The organism is Nocardia sp. NPDC102475, from assembly GCF_055584605.1.
In genome coordinates this window covers 293,751-314,667 of sequence record NZ_JBVJLS010000004.1, presented here as the reverse complement: position 1 = coordinate 314,667, position 20,917 = coordinate 293,751, and the positions used below count along the sequence as shown (strand labels likewise).

At 65.0% G+C, this 20,917-nt stretch carries 20 protein-coding genes; 9 read left to right on the top strand and 11 right to left on the bottom strand.

From position 1 onward, the window contains the following. Positions 1-18: 18 nt before the first annotated feature. Complete coding sequence (locus ACZ60G_RS09680; protein WP_465808848.1) at positions 19-567, bottom strand: PadR family transcriptional regulator; 549 nt, start codon at positions 565-567, stop codon at positions 19-21. Between the two features lie 109 nt (positions 568-676). Here ACZ60G_RS09680 and ACZ60G_RS09675 point away from each other — a divergent pair, with 109 nt between their 5' ends. Beyond that, positions 677-1,399 carry a VOC family protein gene (locus ACZ60G_RS09675; RefSeq protein ID WP_465808846.1) on the top strand — a complete coding sequence of 241 codons (723 nt, stop codon included), beginning with the start codon at positions 677-679 and terminating at the stop codon, positions 1,397-1,399. A gap of 6 nt (positions 1,400-1,405) precedes the next feature. Here ACZ60G_RS09675 and map read toward each other — a convergent pair whose 3' ends face one another. Further along, positions 1,406-2,170, bottom strand: coding sequence for a type I methionyl aminopeptidase (map, locus tag ACZ60G_RS09670; protein ID WP_465808844.1), 765 nt, complete (start codon positions 2,168-2,170; stop codon positions 1,406-1,408). 195 nt (positions 2,171-2,365) lie between these two features. On the opposite strand from map, the gene ACZ60G_RS09665 reads away from it, so the two are divergent. Together ACZ60G_RS09665 and ACZ60G_RS09660 are read left to right on the top strand one after the other, a co-directional pair. Further along, positions 2,366-3,994 (top strand): hypothetical protein, encoded by a 1,629-nt coding sequence (locus ACZ60G_RS09665; RefSeq protein WP_465808842.1) that lies wholly within the window; start codon positions 2,366-2,368, stop codon positions 3,992-3,994. A 37-nt stretch (positions 3,995-4,031) separates the two neighbouring features. Continuing rightward, positions 4,032-4,295 carry a helix-turn-helix domain-containing protein gene (locus ACZ60G_RS09660; RefSeq protein WP_063042338.1) on the top strand — a complete coding sequence of 88 codons (264 nt, stop codon included), beginning with the start codon at positions 4,032-4,034 and terminating at the stop codon, positions 4,293-4,295. A 1-nt stretch (position 4,296) separates the two neighbouring features. Here ACZ60G_RS09660 and ACZ60G_RS09655 read toward each other — a convergent pair whose 3' ends face one another. The 4 genes from ACZ60G_RS09655 to ACZ60G_RS09640 form a co-directional block, all read right to left on the bottom strand. Then, positions 4,297-4,674 carry a PPOX class F420-dependent oxidoreductase gene (locus ACZ60G_RS09655; RefSeq protein WP_465808841.1) on the bottom strand — a complete coding sequence of 126 codons (378 nt, stop codon included), beginning with the start codon at positions 4,672-4,674 and terminating at the stop codon, positions 4,297-4,299. 109 nt (positions 4,675-4,783) lie between these two features. Continuing rightward, entirely contained in the window at positions 4,784-5,950 is a 1,167-nt protein-coding gene (locus ACZ60G_RS09650; RefSeq protein ID WP_465808840.1) for an epoxide hydrolase family protein, read from the bottom strand. A 138-nt stretch (positions 5,951-6,088) separates the two neighbouring features. Then, positions 6,089-6,751, bottom strand: coding sequence for a response regulator (locus tag ACZ60G_RS09645; protein ID WP_465808839.1), 663 nt, complete (start codon positions 6,749-6,751; stop codon positions 6,089-6,091). Further along, complete coding sequence (locus ACZ60G_RS09640; protein ID WP_465808838.1) at positions 6,748-8,604, bottom strand: sensor histidine kinase; 1,857 nt, start codon at positions 8,602-8,604, stop codon at positions 6,748-6,750. The genes ACZ60G_RS09645 and ACZ60G_RS09640 overlap by 4 nt, the downstream gene beginning before the upstream one ends. 230 nt (positions 8,605-8,834) lie before the next feature. Here ACZ60G_RS09640 and ACZ60G_RS09635 point away from each other — a divergent pair, with 230 nt between their 5' ends. The 3 genes from ACZ60G_RS09635 to ACZ60G_RS09625 all read left to right on the top strand — a co-directional run bounded on the left by ACZ60G_RS09635 (position 8,835) and on the right by ACZ60G_RS09625 (position 11,085). Further along, complete coding sequence (locus tag ACZ60G_RS09635) at positions 8,835-9,392, top strand: hypothetical protein (protein ID WP_465808836.1); 558 nt, start codon at positions 8,835-8,837, stop codon at positions 9,390-9,392. A 352-nt stretch (positions 9,393-9,744) separates the two neighbouring features. Further along, positions 9,745-9,942 (top strand): hypothetical protein, encoded by a 198-nt coding sequence (locus tag ACZ60G_RS09630; protein ID WP_465808835.1) that lies wholly within the window; start codon positions 9,745-9,747, stop codon positions 9,940-9,942. Between the two features lie 168 nt (positions 9,943-10,110). Further along, a complete protein-coding gene (locus ACZ60G_RS09625; protein WP_465808833.1) occupies positions 10,111-11,085 on the top strand; it encodes a helix-turn-helix transcriptional regulator in 975 nt (324 codons plus the stop codon). Positions 11,086-11,198: 113 nt separating this feature from the next. On the opposite strand, the gene ACZ60G_RS09620 is transcribed toward ACZ60G_RS09625, so the two are convergent. The 4 genes from ACZ60G_RS09620 to ACZ60G_RS09605 form a co-directional block, all read right to left on the bottom strand. Continuing rightward, positions 11,199-11,732 carry a DUF8020 domain-containing protein gene (locus ACZ60G_RS09620; protein ID WP_465808831.1) on the bottom strand — a complete coding sequence of 178 codons (534 nt, stop codon included), beginning with the start codon at positions 11,730-11,732 and terminating at the stop codon, positions 11,199-11,201. Positions 11,733-11,900: 168 nt separating this feature from the next. Next, entirely contained in the window at positions 11,901-15,515 is a 3,615-nt protein-coding gene (gene cobN / locus ACZ60G_RS09615; RefSeq protein WP_465808829.1) for a cobaltochelatase subunit CobN, read from the bottom strand. Positions 15,516-15,707: 192 nt separating this feature from the next. Beyond that, positions 15,708-16,115 (bottom strand): RNA-guided endonuclease InsQ/TnpB family protein, encoded by a 408-nt coding sequence (locus ACZ60G_RS09610; protein WP_465808827.1) that lies wholly within the window; start codon positions 16,113-16,115, stop codon positions 15,708-15,710. Continuing rightward, on the bottom strand, positions 16,078-17,130 hold the full coding sequence (locus ACZ60G_RS09605) for an RNA-guided endonuclease TnpB family protein (protein ID WP_465809171.1): 1,053 nt from the start codon (positions 17,128-17,130) through the stop codon (positions 16,078-16,080). Before ACZ60G_RS09605 ends, ACZ60G_RS09610 begins: the two co-directional genes overlap by 38 nt. 254 nt (positions 17,131-17,384) lie before the next feature. Between ACZ60G_RS09605 and cobG the strand changes: the two genes are divergently transcribed. Further along, complete coding sequence (gene cobG, locus ACZ60G_RS09600) at positions 17,385-18,602, top strand: precorrin-3B synthase (RefSeq protein WP_465808826.1); 1,218 nt, start codon at positions 17,385-17,387, stop codon at positions 18,600-18,602. A 224-nt stretch (positions 18,603-18,826) separates the two neighbouring features. Further along, the gene (locus ACZ60G_RS09595) at positions 18,827-19,378 is read left to right on the top strand and encodes a hypothetical protein (RefSeq protein ID WP_465808824.1); all 552 of its coding nucleotides are present in this window, start codon (positions 18,827-18,829) and stop codon (positions 19,376-19,378) included. 16 nt (positions 19,379-19,394) lie between these two features. On the opposite strand, the gene ddaH is transcribed toward ACZ60G_RS09595, so the two are convergent. Next, complete coding sequence (gene ddaH, locus ACZ60G_RS09590; RefSeq protein WP_465808823.1) at positions 19,395-20,267, bottom strand: dimethylargininase; 873 nt, start codon at positions 20,265-20,267, stop codon at positions 19,395-19,397. 138 nt (positions 20,268-20,405) lie between these two features. Here ddaH and ACZ60G_RS09585 point away from each other — a divergent pair, with 138 nt between their 5' ends. Continuing rightward, a complete protein-coding gene (locus tag ACZ60G_RS09585; RefSeq protein WP_465808821.1) occupies positions 20,406-20,843 on the top strand; it encodes an Lrp/AsnC family transcriptional regulator in 438 nt (145 codons plus the stop codon). The last annotated feature ends 74 nt before the right edge of the window (positions 20,844-20,917 follow it).

The following is a 20,917-nucleotide window of genomic DNA, read 5'->3' as shown; positions in this document are numbered from 1 at the left end:
GGCGGGCGCCCCCTGCCATCAGTCCGACAGCCGGTATTCACCGGCCTCCAGGCGCTCGAGAACGCCGCCGGTCCAGTTCGACAGGTTGTCGAACACGCCGCTCCACAGCTCGAGCAGATCGGTCGCATGCGGTGGTTCGTACCGGCCGGGGAAGGTCGGGATCATGGCGATCAGATCGTCACGAACCGCCGCGGCATTGCGGCGTTGTTCGCGCAACTTCTCGATGACGTGCGCGCGCGGCAACGCATCCATGAACGCGATACCCGCACCGAGCTCTTCCATATCGACGCTGACCAGCGCCTCGTCCATGAGCTTGCGGAACTCGGCCTCCCCCGCCTCGGTCAGTTCGAACAGGGTCCGCCCCGGCCCCTCGGTACTGCCCTGGGTGCCGAACGCGCTCAATTTCCCTTCCTGCGTCAGCTGTTTCAGCGCGTGATAGATCGACCCAGGCTTCACATTGGTCCAGGTTTCGGCCCGCCAGGACAGCAGTTCGCGACGCACGGCGTAGCCGTAGGTGGGCTGACGCAACCGCATCACGCCGAGGACGAGCAGGCGCACAGCCGACATCCGGACTTCCCTTCTCTCGAAACGGCCATACTACTCAAATTTGACTTCCGGTATTTCACCGCCCTAGCCTCGGGTAGTCAAAATTGATTACCGCTACCGAGGCAGGGCAATGACGAGCGATACAGCGGTTCCGGTGTTGTGGAGTGGCGATTTGACGGACACCCTCGACTTCTACCGAGCACTGGGCTACACGGTGACCCATGAGCAGACCAGGCCATACGCCTACGGCGCGATCGAGGCCAATGGCTGTGCGGTCCATTTCGCCGCCGCACCGCCGGGCATCGGACTCCCCACCGAACAGGTCGGCTGCCTGATCATGCTCGACGACGTCGCCGAGCGACACGGCACATTTACCGCGGCGCTGCGCAAGCGCTACGGGAAGGTCCCCGCGAAGGGTTGTCCACGCATCACCCGATTCCGGCCCGGCCAGAGCAGATTCAGCGTGGTCGACCCGGTGGGCAATACCATCATCTACATTCAGCGCGACGAGCCCGAGGATGTCGACTACGGCGGCTCCCGCGAACTCGACGGCCTGGCACGGGTTTTGGACAATGTCCGCATCCTGCGCGATTTCAAGAATGACGATGCGACCGCAGTCCGGGTGCTCGAGGTGGGTCTCCGTCGCTACGGCGCGGAAGCATCGGGCGTCGACAGGGCGCGGGCACTTGCGGCACTGACCGAATTGGCCATCGCCACCGGCGATTCCGAACGGGCCGAGAAGGTGCGCGCCGAACTCAGGGGCATATCGCTTTCGAAAGCCGAACGCGCGAGCGTCGCGGCCGAGTTGCGCGCCGCCACCGATCTCGCGGATTGGCTCTCCGAAACGGATTGAGACAGGTTATGCGGCGGTCAGCACCTGGGGTCCGTCTGCGGTGATCGCAACCGTATGTTCGGAGTGCGCGGTCCGCGAGCCGTCCACCGAACGGATCGTCCAACCATCCGGATCCGTGTAGATCCGGTCGGTCGTGCGCGCGAACCACGGCTCGATCGCAATGGTCAAACCGGGTCGCAGCCGATACCCGCGACCGGCGCGTCCCGCATTCGGCACAGACGGATCCTCGTGCATCGTCCGCCCGAGTCCGTGCCCGCCGAATTCGGTATTCACCGGGTACCCGTTCGCCCCCGCGACCGCCGCGATGGCGGCGGAAATATCGCCGATCCGGTTGCCGGGCAACGCAACCGCGATGGCAGCCGCCAACGCATCCTCGGTGGCCTTGATCAGCCGCAGATCCTCCGCATCGGCGGTGCCGACGATCATGCTGGTGGCCGAATCGGCGACCCACCCGTCGATGCCCAGCGCCAGATCCATGCTGAGCACATCCCCGTCGCGCAGCGCATAGTCGAACGGAAGTCCGTGCAGGACAGCGTCATTCACCGATAGGCAGACGGTATTCCGGAAGGGCCCGCGCCCGAACGACGGCGCATAGTCCCAGTAGCACGACACCGCGCCGCGCTCCTGAATCCGCTGCCGCACATGCTGTTCCAGCTCCAGCAGATTCACTCCGACCCGGGCCAGCGTACGCAGTTCCGCCAGGATCTCGGCGACGAAGCGCCCCGCCACCCGCATACGTTCGATCTCTCCCGGCGACTTCAACTCCACCATGCCCAAACCTCCATCTCGGTATTTTAATACCGAGCATAATGGTGATCGGTATAAAAATACCAATCACCCCGCGTGACCAGGCGATGTGTTATGTTCGCGAACGCGAAAGAGCACTGATTTGTTTGGTTGTTCGCCGCTCCGACGGCATGCGTTCCGCCCGATCGACTCCCGATAGCGAACGTAGAGGAGCAAGCGATGCGCCCGCGCCACAAGGCACTCGCCGTCGCCGTCGCGCTGGCCGTGGCCCTGGCCATCCCCGCCTGCGGCGGCAATCCGGCGAAGAACGAGAACGAGTCGGGCACCGTCGCAGCACCCGCCCGCAATCCCTACCTCGCCGCCGCGACCTATGGGCTCACCCATATCGATCCCGGCCAGTCCGACACCTTCCCGTACCAAACGCCGCAGGGCGAATTCCATATCGACCCGAAGCAGCAGCAGCGCATCACCTCGGGACCTGTCAACATCATGACGCTCGCCGCCACCGATCCGGATCACATGTGGGTCTCCTCCACCCAGGGCGTGGTCTATGTCCAGGTCGGCAATGGCATGTTCCACGAGATCGCGCGTGCGGACGCACCGGGCGTGACACCGATACCGTCGCAAGCAATGGACCACGTGCTCGACCAGAACTTCACCGAGCCGGGTCAGGTGGAGGCCGCAGTGCACAACGACTGGGGCGTCGATTGGACGCGCATCGCCAATGGCGTCTACAGCCTGGTGGACAAGGACAATCGGGTCTACTACGTCACGCAGAACGCGCAGATCGTCGTGTTCGGCTTGACGAATGCGAACAATCCAGAAGCGGGCGTACGGGTTCTACGCACCCTCGACTTCAAACCTTGGCTCGGCAGCGGCCCCGGCCTGGGCGGTCAACCCGAGTCCATCGTCGGTCTGAATATGACCTATGACGGCAAATTGGCCGTGCTCAGCACCCGCGGGCTGTCGATCATCGACCGCAGCCTGCAGGGCGAACCGCAACAGGTCCATTTCGGCGCCGACGAGGTGGTCTCCAATGCAATGGCCGTAGACGACAAGGGCGGGATCTACGCCGCCTCCGACAAGATCATGCGCAAGGTCGTCTGGACCGGATCCAAACTCTCCGCCGCCGCCGACGACGGCGCATGGGCATCCCCATACGATTTCGGGCGGCAGCCGCCCGCGGTGAAATTCGGCATCGGCACCGGCTCGACACCCACACTGATGGGCTACGGCAAGGACGACCGGCTCGTCGTGCTCACCGACGGCGCCGACCGGATGAAACTGGTCGCATTCTGGCGCGACGGCATTCCCGAAGGATTCGAACCCAAGCCTGGCACCAACTCCAATCGGATCGCCGACCAGATCCAGGTGACGGCCGGTCTGAATCCGCAGCCCGAATTCATCCAGAGCGAACAGTCTGTCGTGGTGGACGGCTACGGCGCATTCGTGGTCAACAATGCCCGACCGCAAGGCGCGCCGGACCGGCTCGTCGATGTGCTCGCGGGCGGTCCGGTATTCGCGCCGCCGTCGGGTATCGAGCGGTTCCAATGGGATCCGGCCAACCACAGCTGGTCATCGGCGTGGTCGCGTGCCGATGTGGTCTCGACGAGCATGGTGCCCACCGAGAGCAGCAAATCCGGCGTGGTTTTCGTCAACGGCTACACCAAGGCCGACGGCTGGGAGGTGACCGGCCTGGACTGGAAATCCGGAAAGACGGTGCACCGCACCATCTTCGGGCAGAGCAATCTCGGTAACGGCGCCTACGCTCTGGTCCAGTTCTTCCCGAATGGGGATCTGCTGTTCAACAGTGTCGGCGGACCGTTCCGGGTGAAGTACAACGGTTGAGCTTGCGGTATTTAAATACCGTCCATAGTCTGGACACATGGTCCGACTTCCGCTGACTCCCGCCCAGGTCGAGGCCGGTCGCCGTCTCGGAGCCCGGCTGCGGGCCGCCCGCGCCGACCGCGACCCGGCTCGGATCGCCCAGGCCGCCGGAATTTCACCCGAGACGCTGCGCAAGATCGAGACCGGACGGCTGCCGACGCCCGCATTCGGCACGATCGTGTCACTGGCGGCTGCGCTGGAGATTCCGCTGCAGGAACTCGCCGACACATGGCGCTCGGCGGGCCTCGCGGAATCGGCCTGACCTACGCCGGTGTAATCGCGATCCCGACGGATCCGTCCGCGCCCTTGAACAGCTTGTGCAGACGGATCAGCACAGTGCCGATGATCCCGTATTTGCGCGAGACGAGATCACGCACCCGCTGCGTTCCCGCGGCATCCAGCAACTCGGCCTTGCCGGCGACCTTCTCCTCGCTCTTCGGGCGGCCACGACCGTCGCATATCTGCAGGGTCACCGCCGGATTGCGGCGAATCCGCTTGACCTTCCAGGCCTTCGAATTGGTCCACACCACGATCCGCTCACCGTCCGAAGCCACCCATACGGGGGCGCCGACCGGCGTGCCGTCCTTCTTGTAGGTGGTCAGCAGGGCGAAACTGCTCGTGCTCACTTCGTTCCAAGTCATACCTGAAACGGTAGGCCGGGGCGACATCCGCGACATCCGTATGCGGACAGACTCGCGCGTACGCCTGACGACGTAATGGGGCGAGCCGACGCCCGCCCCATTCACCTGCTCAGCCGCGATAGGCGCGGAAGAACGTACGGATATCGTCCACGAGGACTTGCGGCTGCTCCAGCGCGGCGAAATGACCGCCCTCGGCGTATTCGCTGAAGTGCTCGATATGCCCGTCCGGATTCATCACCCGACGCATCAGTGGATCGGTATTGAATACCGCCCACCCCTGCGGCACACCCGACGACGCCACCCAGTCCATACCGGAATGCGCTGTCTCCCAGAGGAATTGCGCGGCCGAAGCGCCACTGCGGGTGAACCAGTAGATGCTGATATTGGTCAGCAGCAGGTCGCGGTCGACCGCCTCGCCGGTCGCGCGGGACGGATCGGTCCAGACCTGGAACTTCTCCGCGATCCACGCCAGTTGCGCGGTCGGCGAATCGGTCAGTGCGGCGGCAATGGCGTTGGGCTGAGTGGACTGCAGGATCAGATAGCCCTTCTGCTGATTCCACCTGGCCTGCGCGGCCTGGATGGCGGCCAGTTCATCCTCGGTCAAACCATCGGGCATCGGCAGCTGCTCGCCCACCAAACCGAGTGAGCCCCGGTCGCTGTTCACATGCGTCGCGATGACCCGCTCCGGATGAGTGGCGGCCAGGCGCCCGGTCACACCCGCACCGATATCACCGCCCTGAGCGACGAACTTCTCGTAGCCGAGCCGAGCCATGAGCTCGGCGAAAGCCTCGGTGGTGCGCGCCAACTCCCATCCGGTCGATGCGAGCGGCGTGGAGAACCCGAAACCCGGCAGCGACGGAATCACGACATGGAACGCATCCGCCGGATCCCCACCGTGCGCACGCGGATCGGTCAACGGCCCGATCAGCTCGACGAACTCGACGACCGAACTCGGGTACCCGTGCGTGATCAGCAGCGGCACCGCGTCCGGCTCGGGCGAACGCACATGGAAGAAATGTATGGTCTGCCCATCGATCTCGGTTGTGAACTGGTCATAGGCGTTGAGCTTCGCCTCCTGCGCCCGCCAATCGAACCCGTCCCGCCAATACTCGGCCAGCTCCCGCAGGTAATCCGGCGCAATGCCACGCCCCCAATCGGATTCGGTGCCTGGCACCGAATGAGGCAACCGCGCGCTCGCGAGCCGCGCGCGCAACTCGTCGAGCTCGGCCTGCGGAATGTCGATCCGGAAGGGGCGAATATCTCCTGTGTTCGTCATGAGAACCACTCTCACCTCCATTGCGGAAGACTTACTTCCGCATTACCAGGATTCGACTGAAAATCCCCAGTAGCCTTCGGAATCCATCAATTCCGGCCATCCGGACCCCGGCAGCCCACACAGTGCCGCAACCATCCCTCAACTGTGCTGTGCGTCGAGGTGGGTCAGCACCGCGAGGACGCGGCGGTGGTTCTCAGGTTCGGGTGCGAGGCCGAGTTTGACGAAGATGGCGCCGACGTGAGTTTCGACGGTGCGTTCGGTGAGGAACAGTCCGGCGGCAATGGCTCGATTGGATCGGCCCTGCGCCATGAGGGCGAGCACTTCACGTTCACGGAGAGTCAATGCGTCGATCGGCTGGCGTACTCGATGCGGTCGCGCGAGAATTCGGTCGATCAGAGTGGGGTCGATCGCTGTCCCTCCGCGCGCCACTCGGTGCAGGGCCTCTACGAATTCGCCGATATGGGCGACGCGATCCTTGAGAAGGTAGCCCAGCCCCGCGGCGCCGGACGCTAGCAGGGTGTTGAGGTGCTCGGTTTCGATGTATTGCGAGAGCAGCACGACCGCGGTCGACGGATGCTCGGCGCGGATGGTCGCAGCGGCCTCGATGCCTTCGACGGTGTGGGTGGGCGGCATCCGGATGTCGATAACAGCCACGTCGGGGACGCGGGCCGCGACGATGTGGAGAAGCGTGTCGGGATCGGCGGCTTGACCGACGACATTGATCGCCTCGTCCGTGAGCAACCGGGCGATTCCAGCCCTGAGCAATGGGGAGTCCTCGGCCAGAACGACTTTCAGCGTCACGACCTCTCACCTACCTGCCACGGAAGGGTGACCTCGATGGTGGTCCCCGCATCGGGAGGGCTGTCCAGTTCGAGGTGGCCGTCAAGCGCCGATATCCGGTCGTACAGGCCCGCGAGCCCACCACCCGGTGTGGGCGTCGCGCCGCCTCGGCCGTCGTCCGAGATGATCATTCGGAGCTCGTCGTTGTGCCCGTCGAGACTGATTCGGACGAGCGTGGCGTGGGCGTGCTTCGTCGCGTTGGTGACGGCCTCGGCGGCGGTGTAATACGCGGCCAGTTCGGCGTCGCGGTCCGGCCGACCGTCGAGCGTTCCGGTGATCTCGACCGGGAGCTGGGAGCGCTCGGCAAGTGAGGTCAGCGCCGCACCGAGGCCTCGTTCGGACAAGACGGGCGGATAGCAGCCGCGGGCCAATTCGCGCAATTCTGCGAGGGCGGAGTCGATTTCGTCGGCGCATTGTGTGAGCAGGCCGCGGCTGGTCTGCTCGTCGGCGGCACGCTTCGCCCGGCCGAGCATGATCGATACGGCGACCAGACGCTGCTGCGCCCCGTCGTGTAGATCGCGCTCGAACCGGCGCCGCTGTTCATCGCCAGCGGTCACGATGCGCTGGCGCGACCTCCTGACTTCGTCGAGTCGGTTGCGCAACTCGTCGTCCATCCGCTGGTGATTCAGCGCGAGCTCGGCGGCGCCGCGCACCGCGGCCAGCAACTCCGACTGTGCCTGCAATGACTCGTCGTGGACGAGAACTCCCGCGGGTGTGCCGTCTCGTTCGAACACCGTGACGGCTCGCCCGTCCGCCGTATTCCGCGGATCCCGGCGATTGCCGTCGTGATCGACATAGCGGCGTTCGTGGTGCGAATAGGTCCACAGTTCAAGGGAGGGGTCGTGCAGTGCCCGCCGCAACGCCGCGACGAATCCCTCGTCGAGCGAGGCGCTGCCGATCTCCACCATCGCGTCGGCGAGGGCGACGCGTGCGACGTGATAGCGCGCGACGCCGACCGCGATCGCCAGCGGCAGGACAGCGGTGGTCGGATACCGCAGGTCGAGCAGCCATCCGGTCTGCGATCCGGGGAACCGGATCGCGCTGGCGAGGATCGCGATCGTCACCGGCACGGCGACCAGACAAGCAAGCCCGAGAGGCGCGAATCCGGCTCGATAGGCGGGCGATCGGGTGCGCAACCGGATGAGGACGACGACGACCAGCAAGAGTCCGGCCACGGCGGCGAGCGCACCCACCACCATCTGCACGACCTCGGCCAGCGCCGGGTTGTGCCGAATCAACAGGAGGTGCACCGATGTCGACCGTGACTCGAGTGCGATGGCGCGGGGGTCGAAGAAGATCCACTCACCGGCGACGCCGACCGTCGCGAGCACCCAACAGCTGCCGACAAACCAACGTTCCCACTGATAGCGCAGTCGGCCGGACGGAAATCCCAGCATCAGCTGAATCAGGACCGGCAGATACAGATTCGTGAGAATGATCGCCACAGTGAACACGGCCGGTTCACTGGCGCGCCGCAGCCCGCCCGCCAACCACAGCAATCCCGCAGCGACAACGAGTCGGCCGGTCAAATCGGAAGGTCTTCTGCGCCATGCGATCACACCCGTCCCTACGAACGCAGCGCCGGCGGCGAGGAACAACACCAGTTCTGTGACTTCGAATACCGGAGGATTCGGACCCGCCCCCGCGACAAACGCCTCGCGGGGGCCGAGCAGCAGGGCACGCGCAGGGTCGCGCCGCGCGGGCGTAGACCAGTCGGTCGCCGCCGTTACCGCCCCGATCAACAGCGCCGCCACGCACAGCACCGATATCGAAATCCGACGGCTCATCGAACTGGCCGGACAGCCTGCCATCATCGGCCTCCTCCGCGGTGTGCGGGTATAGAACGAACGAATACATCCGCACTATTGATATCGGTGCGAAAGCTCGAATCGATGCAGCCACGGGCATAAATTCCGTACAGCCACGGATCCGAGTTCCCGTGCCCGCACCGACGCGCATCACCACTCGGCCGACATACGGTTTTCCTGTAATCAACCGCGACTTCCGGAGCGACTCCGGAAGGAGAATTCGAGGAAACAATCCCATGGCGAACGTATATGTGGACGAGATGAAATGTGTCGACGAAACCGGCTCCGGCATCGACGAGTGGGGTTCGGACGACGTGTATCTGCTGTTGTTCCGTGGCCGGATTCCGACCGGGGCTGCCGTGCAGTCGTCGACGGAGTTCACGGTCACCGGTCCCGGAGGATTCTGGGATGTAATGGACGACGGTGACCGGCGCAGCCGTGACGTTCCGGTAGCGACCTTCGACGCCGCGTCGCTCTATGTCGTCCAACTCATCGAAAAGGACGATGGGCGGGACGTGGCAGGCGATGTGACGAGCGCGTACCGGACCGGATTGAATCTGGCGTGGACCGCCGCCCTCGCTCGCACCATCGGGCAATCGGCCAGCCAGCGCAGACCCGTTCTCGCCCAGGCGATCTCGGACTCGCTGCGCGCGCTGAACGAGGTCTTCATGGAACTCCCGAAAGGCAACGACGACGAGATCGGCCGCCCGCAGGCACTGCCGACGAAACAACCGGTCGCACTGGAGTTCAAGGGGGCAAGTGGCCTGTACCGGACCACTTTCAAGGTCGTCTAGTTCCGCCGCTACAGCACCGGCGCAGACCGCGCCGAACACTGCCGACCTGCCGCGAAAGCGGCAGGGTCGGCTCGACTCCGTTTCGATCCAGGATGCAGCGGGCTTCCGCCTCGATCGGGGTCTGGTCAAGCGGTTTGCGCCGACACCAAGCCGTGCCAGCCTGAGATTAACAGCGGACCACTGATGATCCGAGCTGCAATTGTGGGCCGAGGTTCATCCTGAACGGTGGCCGGTCGAATGACTCATACTTTATTTCGAAGAGTCAGGGACCGAGTCCCCGGATTCAGGATGGCTTCCACTTCATGGTCGACCGCAGATGCGGCGAAATCACGAGTAGCCGAGTACGCGAACATTGCGCAAATCCAGCTCCGCTACTCATATCCGCCTCGCTGACGACAGCGCCCGGCCATGGAATGACATCGGCGCGATCGCCGTTGCCGCCCTCGGCGACCTGCTCACCGGAGGTACCGATCCCGAGATGGTCGTCGTCTCCGCAATCCGTGTTGCGATCGGATTGGTCGGCCTCGTGGTCGACGCCCGTCTCGGCTGAATTCACCGGTCCGAAACTCGCAAGGACGTGGGCTGGCGTTGTTCGAGGGCGCGTGTTCTGGGGCGGGCACTGGAATCGGGTCGATGAGATGCGGGTCCGTCGGCGGACCCGCTACCTGCTCGAAGAACGCGGAAGGTTTTGTTCCGCAATTCCTGAGATGATCGACCCATGTTGGAGACTTCGGCGCGGTTGTTGCGGTTGTTGTCGTTGCTGCAGATGCATCGGGATTGGACCGGGCCTGCGTTGGCTGAGCGGCTCGGGGTTTCGACGCGGACTATTCGTACGGATATCGAGCGGTTGCGCAGGCTCGGGTATCCGGTGGATGCGACGCCGGGGGTGGCGGGTGGGTATCGACTGGGGGCCGGATCTTCGCTGCCGCCATTGCTTTTGGATGACGATGAGGCCGTGGCGGTGGCGGTGGGGTTGGCGACGGCGGCCAATGGGGCGGTGACCGGGATCGAGGAGACTTCGGTACGAGCGCTGGCCAAGCTCGAGCAGGTACTGCCGTCGCGGCTGCGGCATCGGGTGCATGCGTTGACCGCCGCCACCGTGCATGTGCCGCATCCGGGTCAGACGAAGGTGGACGCGGGCGTGCTGACCGCCATCGCCGCGGCGATCCGGGCGAGCGAGCGGCTGCGGTTCGATTACGAAACCCATTCGGACGCGATCGAGCAACGATCGCCTTCGCGACGTGAGGTGGAACCACATCGGCTCGCCCATTGGAACGGCCGCTGGTATCTGGTGGCGTGGGATGTCGGGCGCGCGGACTGGCGCACGTTCCGGGTCGACCGGATGACGCCGCGGGCACCGAACGGTGCGCGCTTCATCGCGCGCAGCGTTCCGGAAACCGAAGTAGCCGAACGGATACAGCGCGGGGTCGGTGCCGCGACGTGGCGCTACCGGGCCAGGGTGCGGGTCGCGGCTCCCGCTAACGCTGTGCGTACGCGGCTGCCCGCCGCTGTGACTATCGAATCCGATGGCCCGGACCACTGTGTGATCCAGGTCGGTTCGGACACGCCCCATTCGTTGACGTTGTATCTCGGACTGCTCGATGTCGATTTCGATGTCCTGGACGCTCCGGAACTCGCCGCGCACCTCCGAGCAACTGCCGAACGGTTCCGGAAAGCGGCGGGTGACAGTTGAAATGCGATGTGTCCTGAATTTCGGTGAGCGGCAATCCCGGTCGGGCGAATTCCACGGAATGCCCGGCCGGGAGTACCCGTTCGAGACTTACTCGAACAGCTCGAATTACCTCATTACTGATTGGCGCCGGCGATACCGCCGATGATTCCCCCGATGACACATCCGGGCAGGAATCCGACGACAAAGAACAGCAGCCCGATCAGCGCACCGACGGCGCATCCGATCAACACACCGGCAACCGTGGTGCCCGCATCACCGATGAACTGCAACGGGGCCGATTGCGGTGCCGGCGCGTTGACCGGCGTCAGCGTCAATATCGTTGCCGTGGTGTCGACTTCGGGCGTGACCTGCACCTGCTGGCCCGCCACGGTCTGTAGTGTGGTCGGTACGGTGGCGACCACGGAGCCGTCGGATGCGAGCACCGTGATGCCCGCATCGGGCGTCAGGACGAACTTGCCCGCGGCCAGTGTGATGGTGGCATCGGAGCGGTCCGACGCCACCGCAGCGGTGTATTGGACACCGTGATCAACGCCGTTGAGAACTGTTTCCGACGATACTTCGGGCGAGCCGTAGGCGGTGGCCGCGGTGATGCCTGTCGCGGCAACGGTCAAAACCGTTGTCGCTACCAACTTTTTGATCTTCATCATGATTCCAATCATCCAGCCGATTCGATCGATGTTCCCGAGAAACGGACATCGGACATCAATCATCATGCGCCCTCGACACACTCGGCGTCGCGGAAATCAGGAAATCGAATTACGTTGCAAGATCAAATAATTGGAAATACCCAAGGAACTGGGGTATTGCTTTTCCGGCTATTCCAGTTCACCTTCGGTCTCCAGGTAGATCTGGCGCAATCGGTCCAGTGTTGCCTGCTCCGGATGCTCCCACAACTCCCGTTGCGCCGCCTCCAGCAGCCGCTCGGCAATGCCGTGCAGCGCCCACGGGTTGGACTGTTCCATGAACTTGCGGTTCACGTCATCGAAAACGTAACTCTCCGCGAGCTTTTCGTACATCCAGTCGGCGACGACATTGGTGGTGGCGTCGTAGCCGAAGAGGTAGTCGACGGTGGCCGCCATTTCGAATGCACCCTTATAGCCATGGCGGCGCATCGCTTCGAGCCAGCGCGGGTTCACCACTCGGGCACGGAAGACGCGTGAGGTCTCCTCCGAGAGCGTGCGGGTGCGCACGGCGTCGGGGCGGGTGCTGTCGCCGATGTAGGCCTCGGGATTCTTGCCGGTCAGCGCACGCACAGTGGCGACCATGCCGCCGTGGTACTGGAAGTAGTCGTCGGAGTCGGCGATATCGTGTTCGCGGGTGTCGGTGTTCTTGGCGGCCACCGTGATCCGGCGGTACGCGGTGCGCATATCGTCGGCGGCAGGTGCGCCGTCGAGGTCGCGACCGTAGGCGAAGCCGCCCCATGCGGTGTACACCTGCGCGAGGTCGTCGTCGGTGCGCCAACTCTTCGAGTCGATCAATTGCAGCAGGCCCGCACCGTAGGTGCCGGGTTTGGAGCCGAAGATGCGGGTGGTGGCGCGGCGCTTGTCGCCGTGTTCGGCGAGGTCGTTCTGGGCGTGGGCGCGAACGTAATTCGACTCGGCGGGCTCGTCGAGGTCGGCGACGAGGCGCACTGCGTCATCGAGCAGCGCGAGCACATGCGGGAAAGCGTCGCGGAAGAAGCCGCTGATGCGGACCGTCACGTCGATGCGTGGACGGTCCAGTTCCGCGAGCGATATCACCTCCAAGGTGGTGACCCGGCGGCTCGCCTCATCCCAGACCGGACGGACGCCCAACAGCGCAAGGACTTCCGCGATATCGTCGCCGGAGGTGCGCATTGCCGAGGTGCCCCACACCGACAGCCCGACCGAGCGCGGATACTCACCGTGATCGGCCTTGTATCGATCGAGCAGCGAATCCGCCATGGCCTGCCCAGTCTCCCAGGCCAGTCGGGACGGAACCGCCTTCGGGTCGACCGAGTAGAAGTTCCGACCGGTCGGCAGGACATTGATCAGGCCGCGCAATGGGGATCCGCTGGGCCCCGCAGGGATGAAACCGCCGTTGAGCGCGTGCAGGATTCGGTCGATTTCGATGCCGGTCTGGCGCAGGCGGGGCACGACCTCGGTCGCGGCGAAGCGCAGCACGGTTCGCACCGCGGCAAACGCCGGGGCGGGTGCGTCCAGCGAGTCGACAATCCCGTCGACGGCGTCTACGGACCACTCGGCAGCTTGTAGTGCGGCCAGCAGCCCACGCGCTTGGGTCTCCACCGCGTCGACTCGTTCACGCACCTCGGTACCGGATTCGTTCAGCCCCAAGGCTTCCCGCAGGCCCGGCACATTCCGCTCGCCACCCCACAGCTGGCGCGCGCGCAGCATGGCGAGGACCAGATCGAGTTCGGTCTCCCCCGCCGGCGCCTGCCCGAGGATGTGCAGACCGTCGCGGATCTGCACATCCTTGATCTCGCACAGCCAGCCGTCGACATGCAGCAGCATATCGTCGAAGACATCCTCTTCCGGACGCTCGGCGAGGCCGAGGTCGTGGTCCATCTTGGCCGCGCGCATGAGCGTCCAGATCTGCTGACGGATCGCGGGCAGTTTGGCCGGATCGAGGGTGGAGATATTGGCGTGCTCGTCGAGCAGCTGTTCCAAACGCGAGATATCGCCATAGCTTTCGGCGCGGGCCATGGGCGGAATGAGGTGGTCGACGAGGGTCGCGTGGGCGCGGCGCTTGGCCTGGGTACCCTCGCCCGGGTCGTTGACCAGGAACGGATAGATCAGCGGCAGCTCACCGAGCGCGGCGTCGGTGCCGCAGGAGGCGGACATGCCGAGGGTCTTGCCGGGCAGCCATTCCAGATTGCCGTGCTTGCCGAGGTGCACCATGGCGTCGGCGGCGAAACCGTCCGGCGCGGCGATCCATCGATACGCGGCGAGGTAGTGGTGGCTGGGCGGCAGGTCCGGGTCGTGGTAGATGGCGACCGGGTTCTCGCCGAAGCCGCGCGGCGGCTGCACCATCAGCACGATATTGCCGAACCGCAATGCGGCGATGACGATTTCGCCCTCGGGATCGGCGCAGCGGTCGACGTAGAGTTCGCCGGGCGGCGGTCCCCACGCCTCGACCACGGCCTCGCGCAGGTCATCGGGCAGGGTGTCGAACCAGCTGGTGTACTGGTCGGCGCTGATGCGGATCGGGTTGCCTTCGAGCTGTTCGGCGGTGAGCCAGTCCGGATCCTGACCGCCCGCGGCGATCAGCGCGTGGATCAAGGCGTCTCCGTCGCGTTCGGTGAGTCCTGGCACCTCGCTCTCGTCGCCGAGATCGTAACCGGCAGTGCGCATCTCGGTGAGGAGCCGGATCGCGCTGGCAGGGGTGTCCAGGCCGACGGCGTTGCCGATGCGGGCATGCTTGGTCGGGTAGGCCGACATCATGATGGCGATGCGTCGCCGTTCGGCCGGGATGTCGCGCAGCCGTGCGTGCCGGACCGCGATACCGGCGACACGGGCCGCGCGTTCGGGATCCGGCACGTAGGTGGACAGTCCGTCGGCGTCGAATTCCTTGAAGGAGAACGGAACCGTGATGATGCGGCCGTCGAATTCCGGGACGGCCACCTGGGTGGCGACATCCAACGGGGAGAGTCCGTCGTCGTTGGCCTCCCATTGGGCGCGGCCGCTGGTGAGGCACAGGCCCTGCAGGATGGGCACATCGAGTTCGGCGAGGGCGGCGACATCCCAGGCTTCGTCGTCGCCACCGGCCGATGCGTTGGCGGGCTTGGTGCCGCCCGCCGCGAGCACGGTTACCACCAGTGCGTCCGCGGTGCGCAAGGTGTCGAGGAGTTCCGGCTCAGCGGTGCGCAGGGAGGCGCAGTACAGCGGCAGAGCCTTCGCGCCCGCGTTTTCGATTGCCGCGCAGAGGGCATCGACGTAGGCGGTGTTTCCGGCGAGATGCTGTGCGCGGTAATAGATTACGGCCACTGTCGGCGGGCGCTCGGCAGTTGCGCCCAGATCAGTGCTCGGTGTGCGCTCCAACTCGCCCCAACTCGGCAGTTGCACGGGCGGCTCGAAGCCGTGGCCGGTGAGCAGCACCGTATCCGAGAGGAAGTTGTGCAGCTGACGGAGATTTTCCGCACCGCCGGCGGCGAGGTAGTTGTGCGCGTCGGCGGCTACACCACCGGGCACCGTCGAGCATTCCATCAACTCGGCGTCCGGTGCGATCTCACCACCGAGCGCCACCATCGGCACCCCGCTCGCGCGCACGGCCGCGAGCCCGTCCTCCCAGGCGCGCTTGCCGCCGAGGATCCGCACGATCACCAGATCCACGCCGTCGAGCAGCGCGGGCAGGTCGTCGACCAACAGCCGAGCCGGATTCCCCCACCGATATTCCGCACCGCTCGCACGCGCGCTCAACAGATCGGTGTCGGATGTCGACAGCAGCAAAATCACAGGTGGCAGCCTTCCTCGGGTGACGCGCCCATCGGTTACGGTGCTCGCCGGAGAGGGTCTGGCTTTCGACAGTGGCGCGACCGCACCGGAGTTCCACCGGTTTCCTCATCGCCCGCCGAGCAACCAGATGCTACAGCGTGTCTCCCACCCCGGTGAGGGTTGTGGACACCGTCCTTCTCGGACGTCCTCGACTCACACCGGTGCGGTGTGAGCGTTGGTTTCCGCGTCACTCGGGCCGGTTTCACCCACACCGATGTGTGGGCCAGCGCCTTCCCGTCGGCGGACGTTGATGACCGGGGCTCGCGCTTCGGGCTCCCGGACCTGGGTGTCGTGGTGTTGCTCGCCCCAGGCGGCGAGGTTGACCGCGGCGTTGTGATCGCGGTCGAGCCGATGGCCATTCGCGCAGGTGAAGATCCGATCAGCCAGGGTCAGCGCGGTGTTGCGATCACCGCAGCACGAACAGATCCGACTCGACGCAAACCAGCGATCAGCGACAACGAGCGCACCACCGCGCCAGGCTTGCTTGTAGCTGAGCATCCGCGCGAACTCGGCCCACCCGGCATCACTGATCGCCCGCGCCAGGCGCTGGTTGCTCAACATGCCAGCGGTATTCAAGTCTTCCAGAACAAGCCGGTCGTGGGTTTTTGACCAATTCTGTGGTGACCTGATGAAGAAAATGACGACGAACATTGGCGATACGCCCATGATGACGCCCCAGTCGAGCGACGGCTCGTCGCCGATTGTTGGAACCCTTGACTTTTCGTGTGACTAATTTGGCCAAGCGGCGTTGCTTACGCAACCCGGCAGCCAACGGCTTCGGTGGATCATCCACACGAGCCACCTCGGTACCGTCACGGGTCGATGCGACCAGAAACGCCGCCAACCCGCGATCCACCCCTACCCAGCCGCCGCGATCGGTGGCCTGCCGAGCACCGTGGTGCAGATGTGGGTGCAGATCGACGGCCTCCACGTTCAGGGTGACCCACCACCGACCAGCCCGCTCGCTGACGGTGGCGAACAAGATCTTCGCCCGTCCCGTCGATATCATCCGCCGCAGTCGACGGGTGTCATCGTGGACTGCGACCGAACCGATACCGGGCAAAATCACCGAACGCGGACGGTCGTTGCCGCCGACCCGAATCGCAGGCAGACCACTGCGGCGATGCTTATTCCGCAGCCGAAACGAACCATTCCCACGAAGCTTCTTCTTAAATCGTGGAAAGCCCACCCGGCGGCCCTTACGGGCACCTCGGCGCGAATCCGACCACGCCGTCAACGCGCGACCGCAATCCACGGCCGCCTCTTCGAAAACCTGCTGGCGTACCTGTTCACGCCACACCAACCCGGTGACCGACATCGTGGCTTCGCCGGTGGTGTCGACGACGAATGCTCGCCCGGCCTGCTCGGATTTCTTCCACCGATTGAAATGATTGATCAGGTCGAACCCCGACCACGGCACCGACACCGCCTGATCGGTTCGGCGAGCGGTCAAGGCCGACTTCACCGCGTGGAGGCATTGATTGAACGCAAACCGCGCCGCACCGGCATGGCGTGACAGCACCGCTCGCTGCTCGACCGTGGGGTCCAAGCAGAACCGAAACGATGTGTGCCGCACCACCGCGACAGCATCCCACCCCCCACCGACAAATAACGCCCATCTGCACGACTACCGGACCGGCGTTGGCCGCAGTCACCAGCGGTATCAGTTGCCGAAACCGCAGCGCCAAGGGAATTCTCGGACGACCGACGGAGACCACTGCCACCTGGCGGGCTTTACAACGGCATAGGCACCAAATCACACCATGGATTCCGCTCGCGTGTTGCAGCCGTCCCGGTTGGGCAGCGGTGGCGTCGTAGGCTGGACAGGTCATGACGCGTAAGAATCCCGATTCCTGCCCCGGCGTGCTGCGGCTGCATCAGGCGGCCGATGGCCCGTTGGCTCGGATTCGGCTGCCCGGTGGGTGGCTGGAGCCGGGGCAGTTGCAGGTTTTGGCCGAAGCCGCCGTCGAGCTCGGCGATGGGAATATCGAGCTGACCTCGCGGGGCAATGTGCAGTTGCGGCAGGTGCGTGATGCGGCCGCGCTGAGTGAGCGGCTGGCGGGTGCCGGGCTGTTGCCGAGCGATACACATGAGCGGGTGCGCAATATTGTCGCCTCGCCGCTGTCTGGTCGGATCGGTGGCTGGGCGGATGTACATGCGCTTGTTCCGGCGCTCGACACAGGTTTGCGCGCCGCACCGCGGTTGGCCGAACTGCCCGGCCGCGTACTGTTCACCCTCGACGACGGCCGCGGCGATATCAGCGGCCTCGGTGGCGACATCGGCGTACACGCGACGGGCGCAGCCGAATTCGCGCTCGTGCTGGCCGGTGGTGACTCCGGCATCCGAGTATCCGCGACCGACGCGGTACCGGTGATGCTCGCCGCCGCGCACGCCTTCCTCGATCTCGGCTCGGGTCAATGGCGGCTGCACGAAGTCGATGACGGTGTGCGGCGAGTAATCGATACCCTCGGCCTGTCCCCCGGCCCCGAACGCCTGGAATTCGGTGCCGCCCATGACATTCCGATCGGCTGGCTCGACCAGGACAACGGCCTGGTCAGCCTCGGCGCGGCCGTTCGCCTCGGCTCCATGCCCGCCCGCGTCGCCGAATTCATCGCCGCCATCGAACGCCCCATCTTCATCACCCCTTGGCGCAGCCTGGTAATCGCCGATCTAGCGGAATGGCCCGCCGAACAGGTCGTCCGCGTACTAGCCCCGATGGGCCTGATCTTCGACGCCAACTCCCCCTGGCTCCAGGTCAGTGCCTGCGTGGGCCAACCCGGCTGCGCAAAGGCGCTCACCGACGTCCGAGCAGACGCCGCAGCCGCCGTCGAATCCGGTCGCGTACTGCCCCCCACCGACCAGCCCGCCGCAGAGAGCAACACCAGCGGCCACGCAACAGGACCCGGCCCGACCATCGAACTGCGCACAGCCGACGAAGTCGCAGTCGCCGGCCGCCAACACTGGTCCGGCTGTGAACGCCGCTGCGGCCGCCCCCGCGGCCAGGTCACCGATATCGTCGCCACCGAAAACGGTTACCGCATCGGCTGACATCTGCCCAGCGAGCGATCGCAGGGAATCCCGACGCACCATATCGCGCCGCCGTCCGCCGACCGATCTGGCGCCGTGGTGGTTTGCTATCTGCTGAAACCACGCCGCAAGTGACGGGACATGGCTGTGGCATGTGCGCCGCAAATGGCCCCAGTTGATCTGGTTCTCGGGCACGGCGCGTGGCACGGTGAGAGCAGCGGTTGACTCGTGGGAGGCGTGTTCCTATGACGGTCGGGCGGCTCGGTGATGCCGAGATCGACGCGATGTCGGCGCAGGAGCGGCTGGAGTTGATTCGGCGGTTGCAGTTGCCGCCGGAGCGGGTGTTGCCGCGCCCGGAGGTGGTGCGGATTCATCGGCAGGTGCGGTTGACGCTGATGGTGGGTGGGTCGATCGCGCTGATTCCATGGATCGCGTATCTCGCGGTGTCGCTGCCGCCCGATTATCAGGCCCGTAATTGGACGCTGGCCTGGGTCGGATTCGACATACTGCTGGTCATCATGATGGCGACGACCGCCTATCTGGGCTGGCAGCGCAAGCAACTGCTCATGTTGCCGGCATTCGGCACCGGCCTGCTGTTGCTCGTGGACGCCTGGTTCGACATCACGACCGCCAACGCTCGCGACGTGTGGTTCTCAATCGCCGTCGCCTGCGTCGCCGAAATCCCGCTCGCCCTGCTACAGATCACCGGCGCACTCCTGCTGTTCAAGTTCGTCGCCGAAGTCCATCCGTTGGCCGAACCGGGGGTCAGCGGTTTGCGCACCAAACTCCCGTTCTGACAGCGGTGCCCGCGCCTTACGAAGCAACCGCGGTCGGTGCACTCCGCGGATCCTCGTGAATCTCCAAGGTGCAGCACTTCACGCCACCACCGGCCTTCAACAACTCCGACAGATCGACACCCACCGGGTTGTACCCCTGCGCGCGCAACTCCGAAGCCAGATTGTCGGCGCGACTGCTGATGAAGACATTCAGCCCATCGGAGACACCGTTCAACCCCAGAACCACCGCGTCGGCATCGGTGGCGAGGATGGCGTCCGGATAGAGCTGAGCCAGTATCGCCTGACTCGCGGCACTGAAGGCGGGCGCGAAATACGCGACGTTCGAGTCATCGAGGGCCATCAGTGCCGTATCCAGGTGATAGAAACGCGGATCGACCAGTTCGAGCGAAACCACCGGCAGATCGAAGTACCGCTCGACCTCACGGTGCGCGGCAATCGAACTCCGGAATCCGGTCGCGGCCAGCATGTGCTCACCGACGAGCAGGAAATCGCCTTCGCCCTCATTGGTTTCCCGCGCCCCGACCAGCTCCACCAGCCCCAACTGCGTGAACCAGCGGTGATACGCCGGACCTTCCGCTGCCCGCTCGGCATGGGTGAATCGCGCCGACATCGCCCGATCACCCACGATCAGGCCACTGTTCGCGGCGAAAACCATATCGGGCAGACCCGGCTCCCCCGGCACCACGTCGATGCGATGGCCGTAATGCTCGAATGTCGCGCGCAGCGTCTCCCACTGCGATAGTGCGAGCGCCCGATCGACGGGTTCCTGTGGATTCATCCACGGATTGATCGAGTAGCAGACGTCGAAGTGATCCGGACGGCACATCACGAACTGACGTGGCGACGACTGCCGCGCGGGCTCGGTACGGAGGGTGGCTACAGAGGTCAACGTGTCTCCCGGAGGTCGGCGCGGATCATTCCACTGACACGAAGGTAATTCGCCTAGTATTGCGCCAGAAACAACGATTCATTGCGTGTGATCGAGCCAATTCGGCGAATCATTGCGCCGATCGGGAGTGGGTGTGGCGTGGACGACATCGACCGGCAGATTCTGGCGCATCTGCTCAAATCGGCGCGCGCCTCGTTCCAAGAAATCGGCGCGAGGGTCGGACTGTCCGCGCCCGCGGTCAAGCGCCGTGTCGACAAGATGGTCGCCAGCCGCCAGATCACCGGGTTCACCGCACTGGTCAATCCCGCCGCACTCGGCTGGATCACCGAGGCCTACGTCGAGGTCTACTACCGCGATAACATCACCCCCGCTGAACTCCGCCGCAGCCTCGAACCGATCCCCCAGGTAGTCGGTGTCTGGACCATCGCAGGCGAAGCCGACGCCCTGGTCCACGTCATGGCAACAGACATGGCCGAAATCGAATCCACCGTAGAACGCATCCGCGAAAACACCAGAGTAGGCCGCACCCGCAGCTCCATAGTCATGTCCCGAATCCTCGAACGCCCCCGAACCTGATCCGCCGAGAATGCATGCAGGCAGGCGGCCTCTCGACGTTTGCGGCCACCATCGCATTCTCGACCCGCGCCAAG